The sequence below is a fragment of the Corynebacterium sp. CNJ-954 genome (genome assembly GCF_001942345.1).
In the GTDB taxonomy this organism is placed as follows: Bacteria; Actinomycetota; Actinomycetes; order Mycobacteriales; family Mycobacteriaceae; genus Corynebacterium.
The window spans coordinates 284,678-307,083 of sequence record NZ_MKKI01000033.1 but is presented as its reverse complement, the minus strand read 5'-3'; the positions used below and the strand labels follow the sequence as shown (position 1 = coordinate 307,083).

At 66.4% G+C, this 22,406-nt stretch carries 23 protein-coding genes; 11 read left to right on the top strand and 12 right to left on the bottom strand.

Going from position 1 to position 22,406, the window contains the following annotated elements; genetic code table 11:
• Nucleotides 1-144 precede the first annotated feature (144 nt).
• From BJF89_RS11345 to BJF89_RS11315, 7 genes are all read right to left on the bottom strand, one after another.
• Nucleotides 145-945 (bottom strand): MarR family winged helix-turn-helix transcriptional regulator, encoded by an 801-nt coding sequence (locus BJF89_RS11345; RefSeq protein ID WP_075814923.1) that lies wholly within the window; start codon nt 943-945, stop codon nt 145-147.
• A gap of 102 nt (nt 946-1,047) precedes the next feature.
• The gene (locus BJF89_RS11340; protein ID WP_075814921.1) at nt 1,048-1,470 is read right to left on the bottom strand and encodes a DUF1801 domain-containing protein; all 423 of its coding nucleotides are present in this window, start codon (nt 1,468-1,470) and stop codon (nt 1,048-1,050) included.
• Nucleotides 1,471-1,491: 21 nt separating this feature from the next.
• Nucleotides 1,492-1,680, bottom strand: coding sequence for a dihydrofolate reductase family protein (locus tag BJF89_RS20050; protein ID WP_075814919.1), 189 nt, complete (start codon nt 1,678-1,680; stop codon nt 1,492-1,494).
• 306 nt (nt 1,681-1,986) lie between these two features.
• The gene (locus BJF89_RS11330) at nt 1,987-2,979 is read right to left on the bottom strand and encodes a glycine betaine ABC transporter substrate-binding protein (protein ID WP_075814917.1); all 993 of its coding nucleotides are present in this window, start codon (nt 2,977-2,979) and stop codon (nt 1,987-1,989) included.
• A gap of 7 nt (nt 2,980-2,986) precedes the next feature.
• Nucleotides 2,987-3,727 carry an ABC transporter permease gene (locus tag BJF89_RS11325; RefSeq protein WP_075814915.1) on the bottom strand — a complete coding sequence of 247 codons (741 nt, stop codon included), beginning with the start codon at nt 3,725-3,727 and terminating at the stop codon, nt 2,987-2,989.
• Nucleotides 3,728-3,747: 20 nt separating this feature from the next.
• The gene (locus BJF89_RS11320) at nt 3,748-4,893 is read right to left on the bottom strand and encodes an ABC transporter ATP-binding protein (RefSeq protein WP_075814913.1); all 1,146 of its coding nucleotides are present in this window, start codon (nt 4,891-4,893) and stop codon (nt 3,748-3,750) included.
• Nucleotides 4,890-5,531 carry an ABC transporter permease gene (locus tag BJF89_RS11315; protein WP_038553267.1) on the bottom strand — a complete coding sequence of 214 codons (642 nt, stop codon included), beginning with the start codon at nt 5,529-5,531 and terminating at the stop codon, nt 4,890-4,892. Before BJF89_RS11315 ends, BJF89_RS11320 begins: the two co-directional genes overlap by 4 nt.
• Before the next feature lie 249 nt (nt 5,532-5,780).
• Here BJF89_RS11315 and BJF89_RS11310 point away from each other — a divergent pair, with 249 nt between their 5' ends.
• The 6 genes from BJF89_RS11310 (at nt 5,781) to BJF89_RS11285 (ending at nt 12,203) form a co-directional block, all read left to right on the top strand.
• On the top strand, nt 5,781-6,254 hold the full coding sequence (locus tag BJF89_RS11310; RefSeq protein ID WP_255372610.1) for a PAS domain S-box protein: 474 nt from the start codon (nt 5,781-5,783) through the stop codon (nt 6,252-6,254).
• Nucleotides 6,255-6,309: 55 nt separating this feature from the next.
• Complete coding sequence (locus tag BJF89_RS11305) at nt 6,310-6,909, top strand: TetR/AcrR family transcriptional regulator (RefSeq protein ID WP_075815003.1); 600 nt, start codon at nt 6,310-6,312, stop codon at nt 6,907-6,909.
• Nucleotides 6,906-7,685 (top strand): SDR family NAD(P)-dependent oxidoreductase, encoded by a 780-nt coding sequence (locus tag BJF89_RS11300; RefSeq protein WP_222843835.1) that lies wholly within the window; start codon nt 6,906-6,908, stop codon nt 7,683-7,685. Before BJF89_RS11305 ends, BJF89_RS11300 begins: the two co-directional genes overlap by 4 nt.
• A gap of 49 nt (nt 7,686-7,734) precedes the next feature.
• A complete protein-coding gene (locus BJF89_RS11295) occupies nt 7,735-9,615 on the top strand; it encodes a BCCT family transporter (RefSeq protein WP_083650667.1) in 1,881 nt (626 codons plus the stop codon).
• A gap of 104 nt (nt 9,616-9,719) precedes the next feature.
• Nucleotides 9,720-11,543: a Na+/H+ antiporter NhaA gene (gene nhaA, locus BJF89_RS11290; RefSeq protein WP_255372609.1), complete on the top strand. Its 1,824-nt coding sequence runs from the start codon at nt 9,720-9,722 to the stop codon at nt 11,541-11,543.
• A 54-nt stretch (nt 11,544-11,597) separates the two neighbouring features.
• Nucleotides 11,598-12,203, top strand: a complete 606-nt coding sequence (locus BJF89_RS11285; protein WP_139311999.1) for a hypothetical protein — start codon at nt 11,598-11,600, stop codon at nt 12,201-12,203.
• A gap of 8 nt (nt 12,204-12,211) precedes the next feature.
• On the opposite strand, the gene BJF89_RS11280 is transcribed toward BJF89_RS11285, so the two are convergent.
• The gene (locus tag BJF89_RS11280; RefSeq protein ID WP_075814905.1) at nt 12,212-13,027 is read right to left on the bottom strand and encodes a histidine phosphatase family protein; all 816 of its coding nucleotides are present in this window, start codon (nt 13,025-13,027) and stop codon (nt 12,212-12,214) included.
• A 77-nt stretch (nt 13,028-13,104) separates the two neighbouring features.
• Nucleotides 13,105-13,860 carry a histidine phosphatase family protein gene (locus tag BJF89_RS11275; protein WP_075814903.1) on the bottom strand — a complete coding sequence of 252 codons (756 nt, stop codon included), beginning with the start codon at nt 13,858-13,860 and terminating at the stop codon, nt 13,105-13,107.
• A gap of 71 nt (nt 13,861-13,931) precedes the next feature.
• On the opposite strand from BJF89_RS11275, the gene BJF89_RS11270 reads away from it, so the two are divergent.
• From BJF89_RS11270 to BJF89_RS11255, 4 genes are read left to right on the top strand one after another with little or no spacing between them, the layout of a single operon-like run.
• Nucleotides 13,932-14,573 carry a TetR/AcrR family transcriptional regulator gene (locus tag BJF89_RS11270; protein WP_075814901.1) on the top strand — a complete coding sequence of 214 codons (642 nt, stop codon included), beginning with the start codon at nt 13,932-13,934 and terminating at the stop codon, nt 14,571-14,573.
• 31 nt (nt 14,574-14,604) lie between these two features.
• Entirely contained in the window at nt 14,605-15,369 is a 765-nt protein-coding gene (locus BJF89_RS11265) for an SDR family oxidoreductase (RefSeq protein ID WP_187344700.1), read from the top strand.
• Between the two features lie 35 nt (nt 15,370-15,404).
• Nucleotides 15,405-16,634, top strand: a complete 1,230-nt coding sequence (locus tag BJF89_RS11260; protein ID WP_075814897.1) for an acyl-CoA dehydrogenase family protein — start codon at nt 15,405-15,407, stop codon at nt 16,632-16,634.
• Nucleotides 16,631-17,671 carry a phosphotransferase family protein gene (locus BJF89_RS11255; protein WP_075814895.1) on the top strand — a complete coding sequence of 347 codons (1,041 nt, stop codon included), beginning with the start codon at nt 16,631-16,633 and terminating at the stop codon, nt 17,669-17,671. The genes BJF89_RS11260 and BJF89_RS11255 overlap by 4 nt, the downstream gene beginning before the upstream one ends.
• Nucleotides 17,672-17,775: 104 nt before the next feature.
• On the opposite strand, the gene BJF89_RS11250 is transcribed toward BJF89_RS11255, so the two are convergent.
• From BJF89_RS11250 to BJF89_RS11240, 3 genes are all read right to left on the bottom strand, one after another.
• On the bottom strand, nt 17,776-19,395 hold the full coding sequence (locus BJF89_RS11250) for an AMP-binding protein (RefSeq protein WP_075814893.1): 1,620 nt from the start codon (nt 19,393-19,395) through the stop codon (nt 17,776-17,778).
• Between the two features lie 127 nt (nt 19,396-19,522).
• A complete protein-coding gene (locus BJF89_RS11245; protein WP_255372608.1) occupies nt 19,523-20,494 on the bottom strand; it encodes a nucleoside hydrolase in 972 nt (323 codons plus the stop codon).
• Nucleotides 20,491-21,300 carry a hypothetical protein gene (locus tag BJF89_RS11240; RefSeq protein ID WP_075814889.1) on the bottom strand — a complete coding sequence of 270 codons (810 nt, stop codon included), beginning with the start codon at nt 21,298-21,300 and terminating at the stop codon, nt 20,491-20,493. The genes BJF89_RS11245 and BJF89_RS11240 overlap by 4 nt, the downstream gene beginning before the upstream one ends.
• A gap of 78 nt (nt 21,301-21,378) precedes the next feature.
• Here BJF89_RS11240 and BJF89_RS11235 point away from each other — a divergent pair, with 78 nt between their 5' ends.
• Nucleotides 21,379-22,380 carry a zinc-dependent alcohol dehydrogenase family protein gene (locus tag BJF89_RS11235; RefSeq protein ID WP_075814887.1) on the top strand — a complete coding sequence of 334 codons (1,002 nt, stop codon included), beginning with the start codon at nt 21,379-21,381 and terminating at the stop codon, nt 22,378-22,380.
• The last annotated feature ends 26 nt before the right edge of the window (nt 22,381-22,406 follow it).

The following is a 22,406-nucleotide window of genomic DNA, read 5'->3' as shown; positions in this document are numbered from 1 at the left end:
CACTCGAACCCACCCCCCCGCCCCCCACAACCCCCACAACCCCCCACAACGCAGCAACCCGGAGGTCGGTGTGACCGTCTCCGGGTTGCTGCGTCGATACTCACCTGCGGGCCATGGCAGGAATGCGCGGTCTCTCAGTGAGAATCAGGCGAAACCCGGCGTCTCACCGAAGCCGCGTCCGAAACCTCGGCCCGAGCCACGACCCGCGCCTCGACCCCGACCCATCATGCCCATGCGGAACATCGCCATCCGGCCCATGTCCTGCATCTCCCGCATTCCGGGCCACTCTGCGCCGTCCTGGTGGCAGTGCTCGTGCCAGTGGGCACGGTCACCCGCCTCCGGGTCGCCGTCAGGCATACCGCGGCCACCGTGTCCTCTGCCGCCGCGATGACCACCGAATCCACGCCCTCCACCGAAGGGGTCCGGCCCACCAAAGCCACGACCGCGGCCGCCGCCTCGGGGATCATCCGGGAACTTCTCGCGCACCGCAGCAGAGACCCGGTCAAGCATGTCGCCGAACTGTTCCTGCTCCTCAGCGGTGAGGACGTCGAACGGGTCGTCGGTCTCCGGGACATCAGAGGCGGCATTCCTGCCCTCCTCGGTGATGTCCACGATGAACGTCCGACGGTCAGTGTCGTCCCGACGGCGCTCGACGAATCCGGCGGATTCAAGCTTGCCGAGAAGTTCACTGAGTGACTGCGGCCGGACGCCCAGCATGAAGGCGAGTTCCTTCTGCGGCATCGGGCTGCGCAGCGTGAGAATGTGCAGCACCCGGCCCTGCCCGGCACGCATTCCGCCGAACGGTCGCCCCGGGCGGCCCATCATGTCCATGCGCCGCAGCATCATGGCGAGGTGGGTGAGACGGTCCGCGAGGTCCGGGGTAGTACCGGTGTTGTCGGCGGCTGCGTTCTTGTCGTCATTGCTGTTGCTAGTGATGTCTTCCATGTCCACTCCTTCAAGTAGTGCGGTACCTGTTGTTCAGGTACCTGCTAAAGGAGATACTACGCAGGTACCTGACAAAGTCAAGCGGTACCTTCACATTGCGAGTCAATCCAGCTCATCGCCGCGCGCGATCGACGCCACAACCAGTGCGTGCAACACATTCCTGTCGACGTTCGCCAGACGGGTGAGGTACAGGCAGGCCGTTCCAGCACGGTACTTTCCGAGGTCACGCATGAGCTCCGGGTGCCGTTCCTCGAACCCGCTGTCAAGGTAGATGGTGTGCTGACGAGTACCGGTAGCGAAGGCAGCTACCGGCGTATCCCCCTCGTGCCCGGACTCGTAGCGGTAGTGCCGGCGCCCGAAACCGATGATGCGCCCAGCCCAGACCACCGGTTTCTCATCGGTGATGTCCTGCATCATTGCCACCAGCTCGTCCGCCTCGGCACGACGAGGACCGTCCACGCGGTCAAGGACGTCGGTGTACGGGATCCCGGACGGCGACATCGCCGGAGCACTTTTCTCTGCCATGGATCCCAGTTCTACCGGGCCTCAGGCTGGAATGTGGCGGCTGTACGTGAGGATGACGACGCCGCTGGGAGCGACGACACTGTCGCTGAGTTCAAACGTGGCGAAACTCCCGTGATCATCGAACATGCGCTTTCCCGCACCGAGGGTGACCGGGAAGAGAAGCAGTCGGTACCCGTCAATGAGGTCGTGCTCGACGAGCCCGCGGACCATGCTTTTCCGGAACCGAATATGACGAGGTCTCCATCGGTCCTGTCCTTGACGTCAGTAATCGCGGAAGCCAGTTCACCTGTGAGCTGGTGGGAGTTCCGCCACCCGAGATGGTCCAATCTCGAGGAGACCACATACTTCGGCATGCGGTTCATGGCCGCGACGGCGGGCTCAGAGACGTCGGCGGCCGAATCCGCCGTCGCGGTCCTCCCCGGGTGACAACGGCGACTGGATGACTCCGTCGATACTGATGAAGTTCACCACCACTACCCGGCCCGTGAGTACCCTCCTCAGTGCGGTGTCTCGACCCTACCCGTCGATGAACCCTTCGTCGCGCAGCCAGTCCCAGGCGACGTCGGTCGGCTCTTCACCGTCCACGTCGATCCTCGCGTTCAGGTCGATGAGAGTCTCGTCATCGAGCTTCTCCGAGACCGGGGCGAACAGGTCCGCGATCTGCGGGTAGTCGTCGATGAGGCCCTGAGCGACAACGGCCGACAGGTTGTACTTCGGGAAGAACTGCTTGTCGTCTTCGAGGATCTGCAGGTCAAGTGCCTTGATGCGTCCGTCGGTGGTGAACACCTCACCGAAATTACAGGTGCCGCCCGCCGTCGCGGCATAGACGGCACCGGTGTCCATCAAGGACTGGTCGACATCCGCCGGAGACAGCCCGTACGCCTCGAGCATCGGGATCAGACCGTCGTTCCGGTTCGCGAACTCCGACTCCACGCACAACGTACGGTCCGCCCGCGGGACCTTCGCCATGTCCGAGAGCGTCGACACATCGAGCCTGTCAGCGACTTCCTTGGTGGTGGCGAAACCGTAGGTGTTGTTCATCGGTGCCGGGGGAAGCCACACCAGTCCGTTGGCCTTCTCCTCGTCACGGACGGCCTCATACTGCTTCCGTTCATCCGGAATGGGGTCGTCGTGGTTGAGGTAGGTCGTCCAGGCACTGCCCGTGTACTCCCACTGCATGTTCACGTCGCCCTCGATCATGGCCTGACGTGCGCTGGAGGAGCCCGGGATGTTCGTCAGGTCCTGCACGTCCGCGCCTGCAGACTGGAAGAGGATCACGGCCATCTTGCCCAGCAGAATCTGCTCGGTGAAGTTCTTCGACCCCACCGCCACCGACGCCCCGGAGAGGTCCACGTCCTCCAGATCGCCGGAGAGCGTGCCGCTGGGACTGTAGCCGCCGGCGGTGCCGAGCCCACAGGCCGACACCAACATCGCCGACAGTGCGGTCAGTAGCGCGAGGATCCGGACCCGTCCGCTGGTTCGTGGAATATCAGTTCTCGTCGTTGTCATGGGTCGATCACAGTCCCTTCGGGGTCAGCGCGACTTCCAGGAGCCGGCCCACCCATTCCACGAGCAGAGCGAGCAGCGCGATCAGGATCGCCCCGGAAACCAGGACGGGGAACCGGTACAGGGTGATCCCCGTCTGGATCAGTGCGCCGAGCCCGCCGGCGTCGATGAATGTCGCGAATGCTCCGGCTCCCACCAGCAGCACCAGCGCGGTCCTCGCCCCGGTCATGATCACCGGCAACGCCAACGGCAACTCCACCCGGAACAACACCTGTACCGGCGACATACCCATGCCTCTGGCCGCTTCGACGAGATTGCGGTCCACGCCGGTGAGCCCCGTGACCGTGTTCGCCAGCACCGGCAGGAACGCGTAGATGCTCAACGAGAGCACGGCGGTGGGTGTACCGAATCCCAGCCAGATGGCCAGCAGCACGATCACACCGATAACGGGGGCCGACTGACCGATATTGCCGATGAGCGTGGTCAACATAGACAGCACCGGTGTGCGCCGTCGGGTCAACAGAATACCGGCGGGCACGGCGGTGACCATGACCAGCACTGCGCAGAGAATGACGAGCACAATGTGCTGTCGTGCCATGGTCAGTACGCTGTCCCAGGCGAGGGCGCGTGCCTCGACGTCACCGAGGTCCGCCGTCTGCCGCCAGCCGACCCACCCCAGGAACACCACGACCACCAGGACCGGGATCCCGATGATGAGGAGCTTGTCCTCCCCGGACATCCGGCGCACCATGCCTCCTGTGCCTGCCACGTCTACTGCCCTCCGTCGGAGTTGAGGGCACGGATGTACTCGGTGACCGCCTCGTAGTAGATCACTCCGGCGTAGCGGCCACGGTCGGTCACGATGGCTCCGCCATGGCTGGAGACGAGCATGGAATCGAGTGCATCGTTGACGGTGGACCGCCGCTCCACGGTGGTCTCCAGGTCGAGGTCCGGCGCCGGAACCGTACTGCGGGATTGCAGGGTGCGCAACCAGACCCAGTCCCGCGGACGGTTGCGCTCGTCGAGGATGATGACGCTGTCTTTCCCTTTGTCCCTGACCCGCTGCACGACCTCGGCGGAGTCTTCCCCGATCGTGCAGGTCGGAAAGTCTTCGACCCCCACGTCGTCCACACGCAGCAGGGACAGCTGCTTGAGCTTCGAACCGGAGCCCACGAAGTCGGCCACGTAGTCGTCGGAGGGGTTACCGAGGATCTGGTCCGGGGTGTCGTACTGGGCGATACGCGCCTGCTCCTTGAGCACCAGGATCCGGTCGCCGAGCTTCACCGCCTCATCGATGTCGTGGGTGACGCACACGATCGTCTTGTGCAGCTCATTCTGCAGGCTGATCAGTTCGTCCTGCAGTCGTTGACGCGTGATCGGGTCCACGGCGCCGAAAGGCTCGTCCATGAGGAGGACGGGCGGGTCGGCAGCCAACCCGCGGGCCACGCCGACGCGCTGCTGCTGCCCACCCGACAGTTCCCTGGGGAAACGGTGGCGGTAGGTCGCCGGATCCAGTCCCACCAGGTCGAGCAACTCGTCCACGCGGTCGGTGATCCGCTTCTTCTCCCATTTCAGCAGTCCGGGCACCAGGCCGATGTTCTGCGCGACGGTCATGTGCGGCAGCAGACCGCCACCCTGGATGACATAACCGACGCTGCGCCGCAGCTCCGTGGGGTTCTTCTTCGTGACATCCTCCCCGCCGATCTTGATGATCCCCTCCGACGGTTCGATCAGCCGGTTGATCATCTTCAACGAGGTCGTCTTACCGCAACCGGACGGTCCGACGAACATGACGGTCTCGCCGGCGGGAATCGTGAGGTTGAGGTCCTCGACGGCTGCTGCGTCCTGCCCGGAATAGCGCTTCGTGATGCCGGAGAGTTCAATCTCCGCACCTGAGTTCTGTCGGTCGTTCGTCATGCGCGGAGCCCCTTCGAGGTTGTCAGTCGGCCCAGCAGGACGAGGACGGCGTCCAGAATCAGCGCGACGATAATCACGCCGATCGTCCCCACCAGGGTGTAATAGAGTGCGTTGGCGCTGCCGATCTGGCTGAGCCCGGTGAATATGTATCCGCCGAGCCCCGGCCCCAGGGCGTAAGCGGCGATGGCAGCGACTCCCATCGACATCTGGGTGGAAACCCTGATGCCCGTCATGATCACCGGCCACGCCAGTGGGAGCCGGACGCGGAGCAGAATCGAGGCCGCATTCATCCCCTGCCCACGCGCCGCCTCGATGAGTTCGGCGGGGATCTGCTGCAGCCCGACGATCGCGTTGCGCAGGATGGGCAGGACGGCGAAGAACACGACGATGAACACCGACGGCAGGGTACCGATACCGACCAGCGGGATCACCAGGCCGAGCAGCGCCAGGGACGGGATCGTCAACCCGACCGCCGACACCGCATTGGCCACCGGAGACAGGCCCCGGTACCGCGTGACGATCACGGCAATCACCAGTGCCACGACGGTGGCGAGAATCAGAGCCTGAATCACCAGACTCGCATGTTGATAAGAACGGAAGAGAATGTCCGTCCATCGTGAGGAGATGAATTCATTCACTGGTTCACGTCGATTCGTCGGCAGTAAGAATAGTAGTGCTGTGGATCACATACCGGATCAACGGTAGGCGGGTGCGCCCGATACTGCAACTGAGCCACCACCGGCCCCACCGAAACCGTACGCTGCAGAATCACTCTCCGGCGCCCCGTCGGCGAGCCCCCTCCAGCCCGGCGCCCGTTACCGAACACAGCATCCGGTGGCGTATATTCACTAACAAAACATGTAATGTCGCCAGGTGAGGAGAATTCCGTGGAAACCAATGACAGGAAAGCTCCCGCGTCAGAAATTCCTCGACGAATCATCGAAGAATCCACGCTTGACGCGGTGATTTACGCCGACCGGTCCGGAACGATCCGCCTGTGGAATCACGGTGCCGAAATCATGTTCGGCTACCGGTCCGACGAGGCCGTGGGCCAGTCCCTCGAGCTCATCATCCCCGAGCGACTCCGTACACCCCACTGGCAGGGCTGGGACCGGGTGATGGAAACCGGCACCACGAGGTACGGCGCATCACCGCTGTCCGCACCCGGGGTCACCAAGGACGGCCACCGCATCTCACTGGAGTTCTCCATCGTGATCCTCAAGGATCCCGAGGGGCGGATCGACGGAGTTGCCGCGATCATGCGGGACGTCACCGAACGGTGGAACGCCGACCGTGAACGTCGCAGGTTGCTCAAGGAGTACGAGCGTCAGCTCACCGACCGGACCGCAGACGGGAGCTGACCTCCCGACGTCGTCACTTTGCCCCAGTAGAACAATCGCTCTACCCTTGTTCGTCGTGACTGCCGCCACACCACTCCCCGAACCCTCCGACGCCCGCGACCGCATCGCCGCCGGGCTCGAACGCGGCTTCGCCGAACGAGGCTTTGCCGGGAGATCGGTGAACGAACTCAGGGACTGGAGTGGTGTCTCGCTCCGGACGCTCTACAAGTACTTCCCCAGTCGGGAGTCAATGGTGGTCGGGGCGCTCGACTACCGCGACCGCGCGTACACGGTCTGGCTCGCCGGAGGCCCTGAGGAGGGCATAGGTCATGTCCTCCACCCGCTCGTCCGGCTGCGGGACTGGCTGGACCAGGTGGCGAACATCGGGTGCCTGTACATGAACGCACTGTCCGAGTACCCCTCCAGTACCGCTGTCGCCGACGTGGTCTCCGCCCACAAGAACAGGATGACCGGGGAATTCCGTCGGCGTCTCGACCACGTGGCCCCGGACCGGGACAACAGTCACCTGGCAGACACACTTTTCCTGCTCCACGAGGGGATGACCCAGGCCGCACGACACCAGGGGGTGGAGACCGCGAACAAGGCTGCGATGCGCGCGGCCCGGGCAGCCCTCGCCGCCGAGGGGATCGGACGAAAGGACGACGCAGACCTGTGACTGACCCTGTGACTGACAACGACACGGGCACTGGCCCGACAACCGGACGGTTCGAGGGCAGAGTAGCCCTGGTCAGCGGCGGACGTTCCGGAATCGGACGGGCCATCAGCGACCGTCTCCGCGACGAGGGCGCGACGGTGTACACGGTGCAGCGCCGGAGCGGCGACGATGCGTACGGCATCAGTGCCGACCTCACCGATCCCGCGTCCCCTGCGCAGGTGGTCGGCGAGGTCATCACCCGGGCCGGACGTCTGGACATCCTCGTCAACAATGCCGGGATGATGCAGGAGACCCCGGTCGAGGAGACGCCCGTCGAGGACTGGAACCGGGCCCTGGCGGTCAATCTCACCGCACCCTTCCTGCTCATCCGGGCGGCGCTGCCGCACCTGCGCAGCGTCCGGGGCTGCATCGTAAACACCGGCTCGGTGGAAGGCGAGGCCGCCAATCCAGGCCACGCCGCCTACAGCGCGACAAAGTCAGGCCTGCACGGCCTCACCCGCGCTGTGGCGGTGGACGCCGGCCGCCACGGTGTGCGGTGCAATGCCGTCGCTCCGGGCTGGATCGACACGGACCTCAACCGCAGTTACGTGGACGGTGCGCAGGATCCGGACGGGTTCCGTCGGCGGCTGGACCTCATCCACCCGCTGCGTCGCACCGGGTCGCCGGCGGACGTGGCCGGGTTGGTCGCATTCCTCGCGTCCGAGGACGCGAGGTTCATCACCGGCCAGATCTACACCGTGGACGGAGGTCGCACCACGCAACTCAGCCTGCCGTAACTTCCCCGCCCCCGGGGGCTTCCCGGGACCTCCGAGAAAGGAATCGACCATGGCCGAGTCCGGCCCCCGTCCACCCCAGTCCACCCGTATCGGGCAGGCGGTCAAGCGCGCCGCCACCGGTGAGCAGTCCGTCCACCCCGCCCTCGTCCCCGGTATCAGCGTGGAGGAGACGCAGACGAAGTACCCGACCAGGGTCGGTGTCTTCGTCACTGCCCTGATCGTCGCCGTCGCGTTCATCGCCTGGGCCGCGTTCGCCCCCGACAACATCGCCTCGGTGGGCTCCACGATGCAGACCTGGGTGGTCAAGAATCTCGGATGGTTCTACGGCGTGGTCGCGGTGTCCTGCATGGTGTTCATGTTCGTCATCGCTTTCCGTCCGACCGGGCATATCCGTCTCGGACCGGACGATGCGGAACCAGACTACTCCACCCTGTCGTGGATATCCATGCTCTTTGCCGCTGGACTGGGCATCGGTCTGATCTTCTACGGGCCGATGGAACCGCTGCAGCACTTCCTCGAACCGGGCCCTGCCACCGACGCAGAGGGCGGGACCACCGACGCGATCCTCCCCGGGATGTCCCAGTCCATCCTCGACCAGGCCAGTCTACCCTGGGGCATCTACGCCCTGGTCGGTGGAGCAATCGCCTACACCACCTACCGTCGTGGGCGGGTGCCGCTGATCTCCGCGGTATTTGAACCTGTCTTCCCCGACGGGCCGAACCGTCCGCTCGGCAAACTGATCGATGTCGCCGCCGTGTTGGTGACACTCTTCGGCACCGCGACATCTCTGGGCATCGGTGCCCTCCAGCTGCGGACGGGGACCTCGATCCTCACCGGCAAGGATCTGGAGGGTGACGGATTCGTGGTCGTCGCCATGGCGGTGCTCACGGTGATCTTCATCATCTCCGCGGTCACCGGGGTCAAACGCGGCATCCGTTTCCTCTCGAACCTCAACATGGGTCTGGTCATCGGCCTCGGGGCATTCGTGCTCATCGCCGGACCGACGGTCTTCCTCCTCGATCTGCTGCCCACCTCGATCTACGCGTTCTTCGAGAACTTCCTGTCGTTGATCCAGGTCAACGCCAGCCAGGGCGAGGTGGAACAGGAGTTCGTGACGTCCTGGACGATGCTTTTCTGGGCGTGGTGGATCTCATGGTCGCCCTTCGTCGGACTGTTCATCGCGAAGATCTCCAAGGGCCGGACGATCCGCCAGTTCGTGGTTGTCGTCGTGCTCGTGCCGTCCCTGATATCCATCGCCTGGTACGTCCTGTTCGGCGGTACGGCGATCAAGATGACCCTCGACGGCCTCGGCCTGGAGATCAAGGACTCCGGCGAAAACGTGATGTTCGACATCATGGACAACCTGCCGCTCGCTGCGGTCACATCTGTCGTCGTGATCGTCGCCGTGATCATCTTCTTCGTCACCGCCGCCGACTCCGCCACGGTGGTGATGGGCTCGATGTCGCAGTCCGGTCGCGCCGTGCCTTCACGCTCCGTGACCATCGTCTGGGGTGCCGCTCTGGGCCTGATCGCCATGTTCCTGCTGCTGGCGGGAGGGGAGAACGCTTTGTCCGGCCTCCAGTCGATCATGGTGTCCTGCTCCCTGCCGTTCGCACTGATCATCGTCGGGATGATGGTCTCGTGGGCGAAGGACCTCTCGACAGACCCGGCGACGATCCGCCGCCGCTACGCCCGGGCCGCCATCACCAAGGGCCTGCGACGCGGTATCGACGAGCACGGTGACGACTTCGTCTTCGGGGTGGACGCCGTGGCGTCCGACGAAGGTGCCGGGGCCAACTTTGACAGCTCGGACCCCGCCTACAGCGAGTGGTACACCGACGCCACGGCCGACCAGGCCGAGGAAGGGGAAGGAGAAGGCGAAGGCGAAGGGGAGGCCACGACGAGCAAGGAGGGCTCTCCCCGTACCTGACTGGGCCCCGCGAACCCTCCGACCGGACTGGACGGCGCCCGGCGTACAGTCGATGATGTTTCATCCGCACAACACTGAGCCCTCGGGGCCGAAGGGGGATTCCCGTGGTCGACTACCGTCGCAGCCTGCACCGGAAGGCGGTTGTCAGGCGTGCACTGAACAATGAGACGTACTCGGCTTTCGCCCTGATAGCTGCCACGGTGGCAGCCCTGGTCTGGGCGAACATCGGCACCAGCTACGACACCGTGTGGGGAACGGAGGTCGGGTTCTCCGCAGGGGATTTCTCGTTCTCGCTCACCTTCAGTGACTGGGTCGACGAAGGCCTGATGGCGTTCTTCTTCCTGATGGTCGGCCTCGACGTCCGCCGTGAGCTCACTCTCGGTGAGTTGAGGACGAAGGAGCGTGCGATCCTCCCGGTCGTCGCGGCAATCGGTGGTCTCGTCGCCCCCGCCCTGATCTTCCTCGTCATCACCCACGGCGAGGACTTCGCGTCGGCGTGGGGGTCGGTCATCTCTACCGACACCGCCTTCGCTCTCGGCATGCTGGCGCTCATCGGACCGCGGAATGCGCCGCGACTACGCATCTTCCTGCTGGCCCTTGCGGTGGTCGACGACATCGGGGCATTGTCCGTGATCGCCGTGTTCTACACGGACGACCTGAAGGTGGGGGCACTGGCTCTCGGAGTCGTCGGCCTGGTGGGGATCTGGCTGCTGCAGCGACTGCAGGTGTGGAAGGTCCTCCCCTACGCCGTGATCGGTGTCTACACCTGGGCGTGTTTCTACACCGCCGGCGTCCACGCGACCCTGGCCGGTGTACTGATCGCCCTGTTGATGCCGGTCTACCCGCCGCGGAGAAGTGACATCGCGCTGGCGACCCGGGCGTTCCGCCTGTTCCGGCAGGCCCCGCAGCCGGACATGGCACGCAGCGTCCGGTCGGTCGTCACCTACGCGATACCGCTCAACCAGCGGTTGTCCGCCGTGCTGCCGCCCTATGTGAACTTCCTTGTCGTCCCGTTGTTCGCGCTGGCCAATGCAGGCGTGTCACTGAGCCCCCAGGCTCTGGGGGATGCGTTCACCTCGACGTTGACGTGGGGTGTCATCCTCGGGCTCGTGGTCGGCAAGGCTGTGGGCATCACCACCGCAGCCGCCTGTGTGCTCCGGTTCATTCCGTCGTCCCGGTTGCCGGGACTCGACATCCCCCGTGTCGCCGGCGCCGCGGTGTTGTCGGGGATGGGCTTCACGATCTCACTGCTGGTGGTGGGCCTCGCCATCGACGACCAGGCCGTCGCCGACCAGGCACGTGTCGGCGTGCTGATGGCCTCGGCGCTCGCGCTGTTCGCGGCCTGGCTGGTCTTCCGTGCCGGGGACCGTTTCCGTCCGCTCCCGACCCCTGCCGGTACCGTGCTCAACCGCGAGGTCAACCCGGACACCGACCACATCCGCGGGCCCGGAGATGCCCCGGCCAGTGTCGTCGTCTACGCAGCGATGAACCTCCCCTACCGGCACGACACCGCCGACGCCCTGCGCGAGGTGCACCGCACCGTCGGAGACGACGTGCAGATCGTGTTCCGGCACCACACGACCACGGATGCGGCGCAGACCGCGGCACTCGCCCTGGAGGCGGCCGGTGCGCAGGGCAAGTTCTGGGAGATGCACGACGATCTCGCTACCGTCCTGGAGGACATCGACACCGAGAAGGTCCGGTCCTCCGCCGAACGAATCGGGCTGGACGTGGAGGAGTTCGAGCAGCGGATCACCCGTCAGGTCGACCGGAACCGGGTCGAGGACGACAACCTCGACCTGCAGGACGCAGACGTCGGCTCTGACCCCGTCGTCTACGTCAACGGCACACGGTTCGACGGTCCGCTCAACAGCCTCGCACTGTCTATGGCGGTACGGCAGTCACTGCCGTCCAGCGATCCCGCGTAGTCCCGTCCCCTACGGCTCCGGAGCTGGCAACCTGAGAGGACGGAACCGCCCATCGTGCGCTCTCCACTACACACACTCGTTCTCGCCGCGTCGGCTGGCCTGTGCTTCTGCGTGGTCACGGTCGCCACCTACACCGGTGTCATCCCCGGGTCCTCAGTACTGAGTCTTATCTTCGGACTGACGTGGTTGTGGTCCTGGTGGGGGTACCTCATTACCCGGCTTCTGGCTCCCCGTTCCCACCCTTTGCGGGCGGCGTGTGTGGGAGCCGTGTCCACCTCCGTAGCGGGAGCGTCGTACTACCCTCTGCAGATACTCATGGGCACCCTGGAAAGCTTCCAGCCTGAGGCATTCATACTCTGGACCGTCGCTGGGCTGGTCGCAGGGGCTCTCACCGGCATGTTCGCCGGCAGCCGGAACATCGGACGCCCGTGGTCTGCCGCCGGTGCCCTCGGAATGATCCTCTTCAGTTCCTACGGTCTCTTCCTGACTGCCCAGGGGTTAGTCGGACCACCCGAGTTCCCCATGTCCGACCGGGAGATCATCGCCCTGGCGGTCACCATCGCCGCCCATCTGCTGCTCTGCGTCTGGGTCACCGTCGGTGCTCTCCGAGGGCCCGGTCGCTCCGGGGCCCCACCACCCCGTCCACCGACTCCCAGCTAGACCTGTGCCTAGATCAGCGTCAGATCACCCCGGGCATCCGGCCGGTCGAGGTGGGCGTACTCGTTGAAGGACAACAGGTCGACACCGGCGCTGCCGCCGCGGTGACGTCCCGCCTCGTCCGCGACACGCAGGACCGTGACCGACGCATTGAATATCCTTCCGACCAGGGAGGGGACGGCCTGTCGCGGCAGGCCCGAGACGGCCGCGGTACAGGTGGCGATCACTCCGGCAGACGTGGCGACGACAGCTGCCCCGTCCTCCCTGGCGGCCGCGGTAGCCCGACCGAGACCACCGAGCACCGTCTCCCGGAACTCCTGGAAGCCGGCACTGTCGATCCACTCGCCGAGCGCACCGTCGAGGACCTCACGTACCGCCGACTCCGCTTCCGCCACGTCGCCTGAACCGTGCCGGACGTCCTGCATGACCTGCTGAAGCCGACGGGCGGTCTCGGTGTTGCGTTTCATCCACGGAACCACGACCGCGTCCGAGTCGAATTCCTTCCATGCCGGATCGGTGGCAGGGTCGGCGTCGGCGCCCGAGCGGTCCGGGAACAGTGCCGAGGAGACGGCCGCCGCCGTGTCGTGTTGACGGTGCAGGGGACCGCAGAACACCCTCGGCGCCCGTGCACCTGCACCGCCACCGTCACCGTCGTCACCGTCGTCACCGTCGTCACCGAGACGCTCGGCGAGCGAGCGCGCCACAACATCAGCCTGGCGCCGACCTCGCTCCGTCAGACCGTCGTAGCTCTTCTCCACGTTCCCGTCGTCGTAGGCGCCCATGCCCGCGCCTGCCTGCCCGTGGCGCACCAGGTAGATCAAAGCCATCTGTCCGTCTCCCGTTCTCCGACCACGACGGCCGGTTTTACCGTCCTCCAGCGTAACCGTCGTCCCCGCCCAGCGGGTCAGGAGAAACGACGCAGCGGACGCCTACCGTCTGCGTCAGGCTCATCGAGGTGGGCGTGCTCGTTGAATGACAGCAGCTCCACACCGTGATGCCCGTCCCCCTCCTGGACCCGGAGCAGGCTGACCGAGGCGGTGAACAACCTGCCTGCGACAGTGGGCCACCGGTTCACCGGCACACCGGAACTCTCCACCACGCACACGGCGATGACCCCGGCGGAGGTCACCGCTACTGCGGTGCCTTCGGCGCGGGCGGTGTCGGCGGCGGCGGCGAGACCGCGGAGCACCTGGGACCGGAACTCGGGGAAGTCGGGCTGGTCGATCCACCACGCCATGGCGTCCTCCAGCATCGACCCGGTCAACCGTGAGAGTGCACGACGGTTCTCGTCACTGGGCGCGTCCACCAGACGTTGCATTCTCTCGGCGACCTCCGGGTTCGCCGCCAGCCACGGGGCGACGACGGCGTCGGTGTCGAACTCCCGCCAGGCCTCGTCGACGGTCGGTGTCTCCGACCCCAGCTCCTCGGCGACGTGTGCGGCGGTATCCTTCTGCCGGTTCAGTGGACCGGATATCACGGGCACTGAGGTTCCGGGGGCCTTACGACGCGCCAGGGACCGCCCTGTCGCCGCAGCCTGCCGGTGCCCACGGTCACTGAGGACGTCGTAGCTCCGTTCCACACCGAAGGAGTCGCTCTGCCCGTCTCCGGTCAGTATCCGCTCGCCGGCCTGACCGTGCCTCACCAGATAAAGAAAAGCCATGGACCCTGTCCTCTCACCCGACTTTTGAACCGGGATTCAACTTGTTGCGCACTAGCGTATACGATCCACGCATGACGAATGAGCGAGAGTCCCGAACCGACCGCGCGGCACGTCGCCGCTCCGAGATCCTCACCGCAGCACAGAACGTCTTCGCCCGCGACGGCTACCACGGCGCGAAACTCACCGCGGTCGCCGCCGAGGCCGGCTGTTCGGTGGGCACCCTCTACACCTACTTCACCGACCGGTCAGCCCTGCTCGGAGCCGTCCTCGACGACGTCGAGGAGCAGATGCGGCACCCCGGTGGACGCCTCCCGGCGGACCGTCCCGTGGCCGAGCAGATCAGCGCCGCCAACCGCGGCTACCTCGCGGCCTACCGCCGCAACAACCGCATGATGGCACTGATGGAGCAGGTGTCGATGGCCGACGAGTCCGTCGCCGCCCGCCGTGCCCGACGGGCCGACGGCTTCATCGAACGCAACGCCCGCGCGCTCAGCCGCTACCTCGACCAGGGGACCGTGGTCGGCATTGAGGACCCTGAGCTCATCGCCACGGCGCTCTCGGCCTCCGTGTCGCGCCTGGCCTACCTGACCTGGGTGGAGGATCGTTTCCCTGACACGGACGAGACCTTCAGCCGGGTGTGCGCCGCCGCCGACACGATCTGGTTCCGGACCCTCGGACTGGAGAAACTGGGGGAGATCGCCCCCGATTCGTGAAATGAATCACGATTCAATGTATGGTCATGGCATGACCACCTACGATTTCACCGACCGCACGGCCGTCGTCACCGGCGGCACGCGCGGCATCGGCTACGCCACCGCCGAACTACTCCTCAGATCCGGCGCCAATGTCGTCATCACCTCCCGCAAGGCCGAAGCCGCTGATGCAGCCGCCGCCAGCCTCGCCGAAGCGACCGGCGCCAAGGACCGCGTCCTCGGTCTCGCCGGCCACGTTGCCGACGAAGACGCCGCCACGCGGGTCTGCGACGAGGCCGTATCCCGCTTCGGCAGTCTCGACATCCTGATCAACAACGCGGGCACCAACCCCGCATATGGTCCGGTCACCGAGCAGTCACGCACCGTGATGCAGAAGGTCTTCGACATCAACGTCACCGGCCCCGCCGTCTGGGCAGGAGCCGCCGTCCGTGCCGGGCTGGGCGACAAGAACCCCGGAGCCATCGTCAACGTCGCCTCCATCGGTGCCCTCTTCATCGAGGACGGCATCGGGGTCTACAACGCCTCGAAATCCGCCATCATGCACCTCACCCGGCAGATGGCCCACGAGCTCGCCCCGTCAGTCCGGGTCAACTCCGTGGCGCCCGGCGTCGTCCGGACGAAGCTCTCCGAGGCCCTCTGGAAGGAGGACGAGGACGCCGCGGCGTCGGTCACCCCGCTCGGACGGATCGGTGAACCCGCCGACATCGCCGACGCCATCTGCTTCCTCGCCGCTCCGAGCACCTCGTGGATCACCGGGTCGAACCTGGTGATCGACGGCGGCCAGATCGTCAACTGAGACCGCCCCACCCAACACCACCGAAAGGCACCACCATGGACTTCAACTTCAGCGAGCGCTCACTGGACTACCAGAGCCGTCTCAACGACTTCATGACCGAGCACGTCTACCCCGCCGAGCCGATCGCCGCACAGCAGATCGCGGAGTCCGGCGACCCCCACCACTTCCCCGCCATCCTGGGCGAGCTCAAGGAAGAGGCCAAGCGCCGCGGTCTCTGGAACCTCTTCCACCCGCACAAGGGTGACGGCTCGGACAACCGTCCCGGCCTCAGCAACGCCGAGTACGCCCCGCTCGCCGAGATCATGGGCCGCAGCCCCCACCTGGCCCCTGAGGCCTGCAACTGCAACGCCCCGGACACCGGCAACATGGAGACCCTCGAGCTGCACGGTTCCCCCGAGCACCGGGAGAAGTTCCTTGAGCCGCTGCTCGCCGGCGAGATCCGCTCGGCCTTCTGCATGACCGAGCCGGGCACGGCCTCCTCCGACGCGACGAACATCGGCATGTCGATGGAGCGTGTCGACGGCGGCTACCGCCTCAACGGCCGGAAGTGGTTCGCCTCCAACGCCATGCACCCGCACCTCAAGGTGCTGATCGTCATGGGCAAGACCAGCCCGGAGGCGGAGACCCACAAGCAGCAGTCGATGCTCGTCGTCCCGTCGGACACCGAGGGCGTCACCATCGTGCGCAACCTCACCGTCTTCGGCTACCACGACCGCGAAGGACACGCCGAGGTCACCTTCGAGAACGTCTTCGTCCCCGACAAGGACATCCTCGCCGGTGAAGGCATGGGCTTCCGGATCTCCCAGGACCGCCTGGGACCGGGACGCATCCACCACTGCATGCGTGCCATCGGCATGGCCGAGCGCGCCCTGGAGCTGCTGTGCACCCGCGCACTCTCCCGCTCGACCTTCGGCAAGCCGCTGGCGGACCGCGACAACATCCGCGACTGGATCGCCGAGGCCCGGATCAACATCGAATCGGCCCGCCAGCTCACCCTCAAGGCCGCCTGGATGATGGACACCGTCGGCAACAAGGAGGCTCGTCAGGAGATCGCCGCGATCAAGGTCCTCGTCCCGACCATGGCACTCACCATCGTGGACCGCGCGATCCAGATCCACGGTGGCGAGGGTGTCACCGGCGATACTCCGTTGGCGGAGATGTGGGCGAACCTGCGCACCCTGCGCCTGGCCGACGGCCCGGACGAGGTCCACAAGATGACCATCGCCCGTCAGGAGCTGAAGAAGTACCGGGAGACCAACCGATGAGCACCGCACCGTTTTCCGAGGAGGCCCTGGCCGGCTGGCTGTCCGAGATCGCCGGCACGCACGGCCCGCTCACCCTCACCCGGATCGGTGCCGGACAGTCGAACCTGACCTATCTCGCGACGGACGGAGAGGGGCACGAGGTCGTGGTCCGGCGTCCCCCGCTGGGACATCTCACCGCCAGTGCCCACGACGTCGCCCGCGAGGGTCACATCATGGCCAGCCTCGCCGACACCCCCGTCCCGGTCCCCACGATCCACGGCGTCACCGGGCCCGACGGTGCCGCCGGGTCCCACCAGGTCTCCGACGTCCCGGTGGTGGCGATGTCGGTGATCCCCGGGACGTCCCTGAACTCACCCGACGCCGCCGCGTCGATCTCACCGGAGGCTCGCTCCGCCGCAGGCAGAGGCCTGATCGAGGCGATGGCCACCATCCACGAGGTTGATCTCGTGGCCACCGGTTTGGACGACCTGGCGTCCCACGGCCCCTACGCAGAACGCCAGCTGCGCCGGTGGTCCAGTCAGTGGGAGAAGACCAAGACCCGCGAACTGCCCGCGCTGGACGCCCTGACCGGACGGCTCCGGGCCGCGGTGCCCGAGCAGACGGAGACGGTGCTCGTGCACGGTGACCTGCACCTGGGAAACATCATCGTCGACCGGGAGACCGGCCACGTCAACGCGGTGGTCGACTGGGAACTCACCACGCTCGGTGACCCGCTGGCCGACATCGGGTCACTGCTGGCCTACTGGCCCACACGGGACGGTCTGAACCTGCCCGGGTTCGATGCCGCCCTGGAGCCCGGGTTCCCCGACGCCGAGGAGCTGGCCGAGCACTACCTCTCCCGGACCGGACGGTCCAGGAACGCGCTCGACTTCTGGCACGTCCTGGGCCTGTGGAAGGTGGCGGTCATCGTGGAGGGTGTCGTGCGACGTACCCTCGACGAGCCGGCGAACGCTTCATCGGGAATGAACCCGACGGCGTCCACCGTCGAAGCACTGACCAACAAGGCCACTGCCCTGGCGGACCGGGTCGGTCTCTGACCCGGCCCCGCCGTGAGGGGTGGACTGCGAGTCTGGGGGCGGTGAGTTGGTCAACTCACCGCCCCCAGACTCGCAGTCCACCGTCAGACGCGACGTGCCCCGACTCAGTTGCCGGTGCTCACCGGCGCGCCGCGGAGGTCCTTACGCAGGATCTTGCCGGTCCCCGACTTCGGGATCTCGGCGACGACCTCCACCATGCGGATCTTCTTGTACGGTGCCACCTGCTCGGCGACCCACTCCATCAGGGCGTCCTTGTCGACCTCGACCGGGTTACCGTCGCGGACCTGGGCCACGACGAAAGCACGCGGCAGCTCCTCACCGTCCTCCTCGCGGATGAAGCCGACCACGGCAGCGTCCGCGATGTCGGCGTGGGTCATCAGCAGAGCCTCGAGCTCCGCCGGAGCGACCTGGTAGCCCTTGTACTTGATGAGTTCCTTGGCCCGGTCCACCACATAGGTATTGCCCTCGTGGTCGTACTCCACGACGTCTCCGGTACGCAGCCAGCCGTCACCGACCAGTGTGTTGGCGGTGGCCTCATCGTTGTTGAGGTAGCCCAGCATGATCTGCGGGCCGCGGACCCAGAGCTCTCCGGCATCAGACTTCTCCCCCTCGTTTCCGGGGGGAAGAATCTCGGCGAGATCGTCGTCCGTGAGGTCGACGATCTTGCACTCGGTGTTCGACACCGGCGGGCCGATGGAGTCCAGCGGCGACTTCCCCCGGATGCCCGTGTGGGTCACCGGCGACGTCTCCGTCATCCCGTAGCCCTGCACGACAGTGACGTCCAGCCGGTCCTGCACTGCCGTCGCCAGTGACTTGTCGAGTGCTGCGGCACCGGACATCAGGGTGTTGAGATCGGCCAGGTTGTAGTCGTCGACCATGGGATGCTTCGCGAGCACCACGGCGATCGGCGGCGCCACGAAGGTGAAGTTGACCCCGTGCGCCTGGTGGAGCTCAAGGAAGCCCTTCAGGTCGAAGGACGGCATGGTGACCAGGTGGGCACGGTTGGCCAACGTGGTGTTCAGCACCGTGTTCATCCCGTAGATGTGGAAGAACGGCAGCACCGCCATCACGACCGAGTCAGGCTCCTGACCGTTCTCCCTCAGACGCGGCAGCGTCTGCAGGATATTGGACACCAGGTTGGTGTGGCTGAGCTTCACGCCCTTCGGTACGCCGGTGGTGCCCGAGGAGAACGGCAGGACGGCGACGTGTGTCGCCGGATCGAAGGAGACCTCCGGTGCCGGATGCCCCTGCTGCAGCATCGCGGCAAGACCCCGCTCACCGTCGGTGAGGTCGATGACCGCGTCGTCCGGCAGGCCTGCCTTGCGGGCACCGTCGGCACCGTTCGGGCCCAGCATCTCGACGGTGAACAGCAGGGACGCACCGGACATGGAGATCTGCTTGGCCACGTCCTCCGCCGTGCTCAGCGAACCGATGGTGGTCACGGTGGCGCCGGCACGCATGATCCCGTGGAACGCGACGGCGAATGCGTGGGTGTTCGGGCAGTGCAGTGCGACGACGTCGCCGACACCGATCCCCCGGGCCGCCAGCGCACCGGCGAACAGGTTCACCTGGTCACGCAACTCCCCGTAGGTGACCGTAACGCCCGTGACCGAATCAGTGAGGGCGGTGCGCCCCTCCTCCTCCTGACCGAGGGTGCCGAACACCTGCTCGTAGACGCTGATCGCGGGGATGTCGATACGCTGGTACGGACTCTCAACGGGCATTTCGGTTCTCCTGATCTCTCTGCATACTCGGCCTGGCCGAGTGGTACCGATCACAATAATGATCTTTGCTGACCAAACTATCCTTTCGGGGGCCGTTTCGCAGCATTTTTCGAATCCAGATTCACCCTCAGGGCCGTAGGGACTCAGCGAACTGCGCGAACACCCCGTCGACGTCAACCGAGGTGAGGATGCGGGCATTCGCCGGGCGTCCCCAGTAGGGTCCGACGCCGTCCTCCCCCACCCCGTCCGCGACCGTGGTCCCCCGCAGCAACTCCGAGCCGGCCTCGACAGCGACCGTCGCCTCACGGAACTCGGCGTCGACCGCCTGCAGCATCACCATCGCCGCCGCCAGATCATGGATCTGGGCGACATAACCGACCCCCACGGATGCGTGGAACTCGAAGTAGAACCGCAGCGCGTCCTGCAGCATCCGTACGACGCCGGAGCCTGCGTCCGTTCCGTCTCCCCCAGTCCACCCGGCCAACCGTTCCGGGGTCAGGATCACCTGTTCGGTGACGTTCAGCGGGCAGATCACCGGCGGTTCAGCACCCTCCGGCCAGTTCTCCAGGGCGAAAGAGAGCGCGTGCGGATCCACCCAGGCGTTCCACTCCGCGGTGGGGGTGGTGTTGCCCGGATAGGTGAACGCGCCGCACATCAGCGTCACGCGGGCACGCCGCAGCAGGTCCGGGTGGTGTTCCACCGCATAGGCGAGATTCGTCGCGGGCCCGGCGATGAGCAGATGGTCCGGCTCAGCGTGAACCCATGCGGCGACAGCGTCGGCCGCCGTCGTCTCGCGGTCAGCGGACGCAGGGACCCCCGCTCCCGGGATCCAGTAGCCCAGCCCTTCGGGACCATGTGTTTCCGGGGTCGTCGTCAACGGCAGGACGCGGGGTGCGACGGCCCCGGCGGTGACTGACACGTCCGACGCTCCGCAGAGGCCCAGGACCTCCACCGAGTTCCGTGCCGCCAACGCTGCGGTGGTATTGCCCGCAGATGTCGTGACCTGCAGGTCGATCTCCCCGGCGCGGTGGCGTGCCGCCAACCAGACCAGCGCAAGCGCGTCGTCGATCCCGGTGTCGACGTCGGCGACGACCCTCACCGCTGCACCGTCTCCGCCGTGGCGTCGACCCACCCACGGGTGAGGAAGGAGACGTCCCCCTCCGCGAAAGCGGCAACGTCCTCGACCGCGGACGCGAGGTCACCGACATGTCTCCGGAAGTGCGACCGGGTCGTCCGGTATTCCACGACCCAGCCGTTGCCCAGCAACGCCGCCTGGACGAAACGGACATGCCCCAGCGGCGTGTCCTCCATCGGGGACGCCCGGCCCGGCAGTCCGGTCTCCACGACCACATAGGGGATGCCCTCGTCCGAGCGTTGACGGCGGTCGGCGTCGTCCGTCAGGGCGGTGCGCACACTCTCCGCGTCGATGTGCGTGGTCACGGTGCCGACGGACGAACGCATCCGCAGCCCGCGGTCCACGCCGGTCGGATTCACCCAGATCTGCTCCATGTCATCCACCATGCACAGCCCCAGGTCGCAGGACCTGTCCTGCAGCAGCCGCCCGGTCTCCCCCGCCTCAGAGAACGGCAGTGCCACATGCAGCGCATCGTTGACGACCTCGACGGGGAACTCCAGCAGACTGAACGGGTCACCCGCCTCGGTGCGCACACCTCCTCCGACGTCGCAGTGCTCGTTCACCCACGCCGCCAGGGTGGCGACACCCCGCGGTGCGGGACGCCCCGGATGCGGGTCGCCGGGCCCCTGCCGGAAGGCCTCAGGGTCCGTCGTCGCACTCATGTCGTCGCCGAGTTCCTCATGGATCCGATGCGCCTCGGCACGGAGATCCTCGTCGGGACGGTAGCTGTCACCTGCGCTAGGACGGAAGAAGAGGAAGCCGAGGGTCATGTCCGCCCATTCTATGGTGATGCGTATCACCACCGAACAGTTGGGGTGATGAACTACCCCCGACTACACTCCCCGCCCATGAGAGCAGCAGTCGCCGACCGTCCGGGTCCGCTCCACGAGGTCGTCACCGTGCAGACGGTCCCCGAGCCCGGTGCACCCGGCCCTACGGAGCTGACGGTCCGGATGACGGCCACCACAGCCAACCCGTCCGACGCAGTCACGGTCTCCGGGGCGTACCCCTCGCGCACGACCTTCCCGTTGGTCCCCGGTTTCGAGGGTGTCGGTGTCGTCGAGCGGGTCGGACGAGACGTCCCCGGCACCGCCCGCGATCTCGTCGGACGCCGGGTGCTTCCCCTCGGCGGCCCGGGATGCTGGCAGCAGCAACACACCGTCGACCACTCCTGGTGCGTCCCGGTGCCCGCAGCCCTCGATGACCGAACGGCCTGCTTCTCCTACATCAATCCGCTGACCGCCTCACTGATGGTGTCCCGGTACTGCCGCGGCGCCCGGTCGGTGGCGGTCACCGCCGCCACCTCGGCCATCGCCGGTCACCTGGCGGAGTTGTTGACGGAACAGTTCTCGCTGCGTCCCGTGGGCCTGGTGCGTGGAACGCCCGGCAGCACGGTCGCGGACCCGGACAGATGGTCGCAGGTGATCAGCACCGCCGACCCCGACTGGCGGTCCCAGCTGCGCTCCTCGGCACCCGGCGGGACGCGGGGCCCGGACGTGGTACTCGACTGCATCGGCGGGTCACTCGGCATCGACCTCGTCGATGCACTCGCCCCCGGCGGAACACTGGTGCTCTACGGTCTGCTGTCGGGCACCCCGCTGTCCGTGGGCTGCTTCGACGGGCGGGGAGGGACGCGCGTCGAGATGTTCCGCCTGCGCGACACCGTGCACTCGCTCCCCCGCCGCGATCTCCCGGATCTGTTCACACCGGTGTTTGACCTGCAGTGTCGAGGTCTGCTGCGCACCCCGGTGTCCGCCACCACCGGGTTGGACGGTCTGCCCGGGATCCTCGGCGCGGGTGTGGGAGTGGGGTCCGGCCGCGGGAAGATCCTCATCGACCCGTGGGCATGACTGCCCCGGTGACGGTGGGAGGACAT

Coding starts and splice junctions, on each gene's coding strand:
- BJF89_RS11280 (WP_075814905.1), bottom strand. CDS start 13,027: ATGGCTTTGATCTACCTGGTGCGCCACGGGCAGGCAGGCGCGGGCATG.
- BJF89_RS11275 (WP_075814903.1), bottom strand. CDS start 13,860: ATGGCTTTTCTTTATCTGGTGAGGCACGGTCAGGCCGGCGAGCGGATA.
- BJF89_RS11345 (WP_075814923.1), bottom strand. CDS start 945: ATGGAAGACATCACTAGCAACAGCAATGACGACAAGAACGCAGCCGCC.
- BJF89_RS11340 (WP_075814921.1), bottom strand. CDS start 1,470: ATGGCAGAGAAAAGTGCTCCGGCGATGTCGCCGTCCGGGATCCCGTAC.
- BJF89_RS11265 (WP_187344700.1), top strand. CDS start 14,605: ATGACCACCTACGATTTCACCGACCGCACGGCCGTCGTCACCGGCGGC.
- BJF89_RS11250 (WP_075814893.1), bottom strand. CDS start 19,395: ATGCCCGTTGAGAGTCCGTACCAGCGTATCGACATCCCCGCGATCAGC.
- BJF89_RS11260 (WP_075814897.1), top strand. CDS start 15,405: ATGGACTTCAACTTCAGCGAGCGCTCACTGGACTACCAGAGCCGTCTC.
- BJF89_RS11270 (WP_075814901.1), top strand. CDS start 13,932: ATGACGAATGAGCGAGAGTCCCGAACCGACCGCGCGGCACGTCGCCGC.
- BJF89_RS20050 (WP_075814919.1), bottom strand. CDS start 1,680: ATGGTCCGCGGGCTCGTCGAGCACGACCTCATTGACGGGTACCGACTG.
- BJF89_RS11320 (WP_075814913.1), bottom strand. CDS start 4,893: ATGACGAACGACCGACAGAACTCAGGTGCGGAGATTGAACTCTCCGGC.
- BJF89_RS11240 (WP_075814889.1), bottom strand. CDS start 21,300: ATGACCCTCGGCTTCCTCTTCTTCCGTCCTAGCGCAGGTGACAGCTAC.
- BJF89_RS11330 (WP_075814917.1), bottom strand. CDS start 2,979: ATGACAACGACGAGAACTGATATTCCACGAACCAGCGGACGGGTCCGG.
- BJF89_RS11235 (WP_075814887.1), top strand. CDS start 21,379: ATGAGAGCAGCAGTCGCCGACCGTCCGGGTCCGCTCCACGAGGTCGTC.
- BJF89_RS11325 (WP_075814915.1), bottom strand. CDS start 3,727: ATGGTGCGCCGGATGTCCGGGGAGGACAAGCTCCTCATCATCGGGATC.
- BJF89_RS11295 (WP_083650667.1), top strand. CDS start 7,735: ATGGCCGAGTCCGGCCCCCGTCCACCCCAGTCCACCCGTATCGGGCAG.
- BJF89_RS11255 (WP_075814895.1), top strand. CDS start 16,631: ATGAGCACCGCACCGTTTTCCGAGGAGGCCCTGGCCGGCTGGCTGTCC.